The sequence below is a fragment of the Roseateles sp. P5_B10 genome (assembly GCF_056400485.1).
Genome location: NZ_JBFULE010000457.1, coordinates 1 through 4,234, shown reverse-complemented (window position 1 = coordinate 4,234; position 4,234 = coordinate 1). Strand labels below are relative to the sequence as shown.

Below are 4,234 nucleotides of genomic sequence, written 5' to 3'. Positions count from 1 at the left end.
TTGAGCTCATTGCGCTTGGCCTCGGTGTCGGCCTGCGGCAGCACGCCCTTGGCCACCTTGCTGCCGGCCGGGATCTCGAAGGCCACCGGCTCGCGCGGCCGGTCGCTGAAGGGCAGGAACCACAGCCGCTCGCGGTTGGTCAGCTTGGCGACGCGGCCGGTCAGCGATGCGTCGGCGCCCGCCAGGTAGTGGATGGCCTCGACGAGCTGCTCGCGGCGCTTGCCCTGCATGCTGCCGCTGGTGTCCAGCACGAAGGTGCTGGCGATGGGTTTGCGGAATTCRTTGAGATAGGCGTCGATGAGGCCGTCGGCCAGTTGGCGGTCGGGCGAGAAGGGCAGCTCGACCTGGAAGCCGCGCGCCGGCAGGATGTCGGCGACCTGGGCGGCCACTTCGGCGCGCATCGGGCGGCGCAGCGTCTGGCGTGCCAGCCACAATTGGGCGGTGTCGCCCTTCAGGTATTCGACGACCTTCAGGTAGTCGGCTCGACGCGCCTCGTTGAGCAGCATGAACGGGTAGTCGGCCGTGGCCACACCTTCGTACGGATAGATCAGGTGCAGGGGCTCGCGCAGCTTGCCGCTGGCGTTCAGGCTCAGCAGCCAGCTCTCGTAGTTGATGAAGGCGTTGGCGCGCGTGCCTTGCTGCTTGATGAACTGGTCGGCGAGATACGTGGAGTTGTCGCCAACGATCTTGTAGCCCTTCAGGAAGTCGGCARTCGCGCCGCGGTCCACGTCGGCGGCGGAAAGCGCCTCGCCCTTGCCGCCGGCCGCTGCCACCACGCCGAGCAGGGCCATGAAACCCTGGTTGCTGGTGGCCGGGTTGGACAGCGCGTACTGCAGCTTGCCTTGCTTGGCGGCACGGGTGATGTCGGCCCAGGTCAGCTTGGCGTCGGGCTTGTCCCAGCCGTTCTTCGCCGCATCGCTCTTGCTGACGCCTACCGCCATGGGCGACAGCATGATCTTTTCCTGCAGCTTGACCTTGCCCTGGCCGACCGCGTCGCTGAGCAGGTATTTGGCATTGGCGAACCAGGCCACGTCGGGCTTGGGCTTGCCGGCACTGTCGCCGCTGAGCACCTCCTGCGTGCTTTCCATCGTGCCGCCGAAGCGGAACTGCACGTCGATGCCGGTGGCGGCCTTGATCTGTGCGGCCAGCGGCTCGATGTCTTTCAAATCGCTGGTGGCGAGCACCTGCAGCGTGGCCCCGGCGCTCTGGGGCGCTTCGGGCGCCGTCGGCGCGGCGGGCTCAGGCTTCTTGCCGCAGGCGGCCAGCAGCGCGAAGCTCAACAACAGTAGGGCACGGCGCATCACTGGTTCATCTCCCGGCTGACGATGTCGATCATTTCAAACATCAGGTCGAACCCCGGCGGGTCGATGACCTGGTTCAGCTTCACGTCCACGGCCAGGCCGGCGGTCTTGGCAGCCTCGGCAAACGCGGTCGTGTCGCCGGTGCGAAAGCCCTGCTCCAGCGCCACGGCCTGCAGAGTCTTGTTCGTCGCCAGCAGTTCGGCCAGCCGCTTGCCGCGCTCGTTCAGCGCCACCAGCACCCATTTGTTGACGATGGTGGGCTGCGGGTACATCAGCACCATCTCGGGCCGTACGCCACCCTTGAGCGCCTGGGCCACCATCTGGGCTTCGTAAATGAAGGTCATCGGCGTCTTGCCCATGCCGATGGACAGGTAGTCGTCGAAGGCGCCGTTGACGTAGTTCTCCTGGAAGCCCTGGCGCTTGAACAGCTCGGCGAGCTGGGCCGCGTACTTCTGCGCTGCCGTGCGGTCGGCCACCACGTCACCGTTCAGCGCCGCCGAAGTCAGCGCCAGATACATGGCGGCCGAGTTGCTGCGGCGGATGTCGGTCGTGCTCACCAGCACGCTGCGCGATACGGCGTAGTCGCCGCTGCCTTTGAGATCGCGCCAGCGCTGCTTGGCCAGCATGGCCTGCGTCAACTTCTCCATGTCCAGGCTGTAGACCTTGGGCGCCATCGCCTTGGCCATGCCGTTGGCGGCCAGGATCTTGGCGACCGGCTCCCAGGACGCCACGACCAGCGGCGTGTGGAAGGGCGAGGTCTGCGTGGCCGTCTTGCCGGCCTTGCGGGCGGCGTCGGCAATCATGTTGGCGGCGACGACGCCGCTGGCGATGAAGAAGTCGGGCTGGTCGGCCGCGCCGATCTTCGCCGCCATGTCGCGGCTGCCCACGCGGGCCACCTGCACCGGCAGCTTGGCGCCAGCCAGCAGCTTGCTCACCCTCTCGTCCTYGAAGAACGCCTCCACGTCGACGGCGATCAGGCCCTTGAGCGGCTCGGCGCTCGTGACGGCCGCCTGCTCCTGCGCGATCTGCTTGGTTTCGTCATTGGCGCGCAATGCAAAAAACAGGGCGCCGCCAAACAGCGCCAACAGGACCAGGGTGCCGGCCAGTCGTTTTGGGGTGTTCATGAGGGGGTGCAAGCTCCTTTCAATGAGATGCGCAGTGTGCCTGCACCGGGCGGGGTGCGGCGGCGACAATCCGGTTTTATGACCCAAGCTCCCATACAGCTCACCCTCACCCGGCCTGACGACTGGCACTTGCATCTGCGCGACGAGGCGGCGCTCGCCAGCGTGCTGCCCTACACGGCGCGCCAGTTCGCCCGCGCCATCGTCATGCCGAATCTGCGCCCGCCGGTCACGACGGYCGCCCAGGCGGTAGCCTACCGCGAGCGCATCCTGGCCGCGTTGCCTGAGGGCCTGGACTTCCAGCCGCTGATGACGATGTACCTGACGGACAACACGCCGCCGGACGAGATCAAGCGTGCCAAGGATGCGGGCGTCGTCGCCCTCAAGCTCTATCCGGCCGGCGCCACCACCAACAGCGATGCCGGCGTGACCGACATCAGCAAGACCTACAAGACGCTGGAAGCCATGCAGCGCGAGGGCCTGCTGTTCCTGGTGCACGGCGAGGTGACGGACGGCGACATCGACGTCTTCGACCGCGAGGCGGTGTTCGTCGAGCGCGTCATGAAGCCGTTGCGCGCGGCCATGCCCGAGCTGAAGGTCGTCTTCGAGCACATCACGACCAAGGAAGCCGCCGAGTACGTGACCGAGAGCGACCGCTTCACGGCCGCCACCATCACGCCCCAGCATCTGCTCTACAACCGCAACGCCATCTTCACCGGCGGCCTGCGCCCGCACTACTACTGCCTGCCCGTGCTGAAGCGCGAGGAGCACCGCCAGGCCCTGCTGAAGGCTGTAGCCTCGGGCCTGCCGAAGTTCTTCCTCGGCACCGACAGCGCCCCTCACGCGGCGCAGCTGAAGGAAAACTCGGTTTGCGGCGCCGGCTGCTTCACGGCCATCTCGGCGCTGGRGCTGTATGCCGAGGCCTTCGAAGGCATTGGTGCGCTCGACAAGCTCGATGGATTTGCCGGCCACCATGGCCCCGACTTCTATGGACTGCCGCGCAACACCRGCACCGTCACCCTGAAGCGCGAGCCCTGGACCCTGCCCAGCGCCGTGCCCTTCGGTGAAGCGCAGTTGAAGCCCCTGCGCGGCGGCGAAACCCTGAACTGGAAACTCATCGCATGAAGAAAGTTGCTTTTCTCGTCGACTTCGACAACGTCGCCACCGACGTCATCGAGCAGGCCCTGCAGATGGCCTTCAAGGACTATGAAGCCGTCCACATCCGCCGCGCCTACTGCAACGCCGAGCAGGCGCAGACCCACCAGTCCTTCCTGAAGCGCCTGGGCCTGCGCGCCATCGTCAATCTCGCCATTGGCAAGAACTCGACCGACATCGCCATGGCCGTCGACGCGATGGAACTGGCCATCACCGAGAAGCCCGACGTCATCGTGCTGGTGTCGTCGGACAGCGACTTTGCACCGCTGGTGCTGCGCCTGCGCGAGAAGGGCGCCTGGCTGCGCGGCTTTGGCCAACATGGCAAGACGGGCGACGGTGTGATCGCCATCTACGACCAGTTCAACGAGCTGGCCCATGACAGCGGCAAGCCTTCGGCCAAGCGCCAGCCGGCGAGGAAGATCGCGTCTCCCCGGCCAGCCGCGAAGAGAGCCGCGCCGGCCAAGGCCGCGGCCCCGGCCCCTGCGCCGGCGGCGAAGCCAACGCCGGCACCTGCACCTGCGCCGAAGGCTGCGCCGGCGCCTGCACCCAAGCCGGCCGCGGCACCCGCCCCGGTTGACGCCAACGTTGCCGCCGCTCGGGAGATCAATGCCATCCTGGCCCTGCTGCCCAGGCTGGCCGATGGCCAATGGCATGACC

Annotated in this window: 4 protein-coding genes; 2 read left to right on the top strand and 2 right to left on the bottom strand. The window is 67.0% G+C overall.

The genetic code is table 11. The annotated features are described in order from the left end of the window. A partial coding sequence (locus tag AC1DU6_RS21790; RefSeq protein WP_477859546.1) for a substrate-binding domain-containing protein occupies positions 1-1,301 on the bottom strand: 1,301 nt, incomplete at its 3' end. Further along, positions 1,301-2,425, bottom strand: coding sequence for a hypothetical protein (locus AC1DU6_RS21785; protein WP_477859544.1), 1,125 nt, complete (start codon positions 2,423-2,425; stop codon positions 1,301-1,303). The genes AC1DU6_RS21785 and AC1DU6_RS21790, both read right to left, overlap by 1 nt. Before the next feature lie 78 nt (positions 2,426-2,503). On the opposite strand from AC1DU6_RS21785, the gene pyrC reads away from it, so the two are divergent. After that, the gene (gene pyrC / locus AC1DU6_RS21780) at positions 2,504-3,547 is read left to right on the top strand and encodes a dihydroorotase (RefSeq protein ID WP_477859543.1); all 1,044 of its coding nucleotides are present in this window, start codon (positions 2,504-2,506) and stop codon (positions 3,545-3,547) included. After that, positions 3,544-4,234, top strand: a 691-nt coding sequence (locus tag AC1DU6_RS21775) for an NYN domain-containing protein (protein ID WP_477859541.1), incomplete at its 3' end; no start/stop codon positions are given. The genes pyrC and AC1DU6_RS21775, both read left to right, overlap by 4 nt.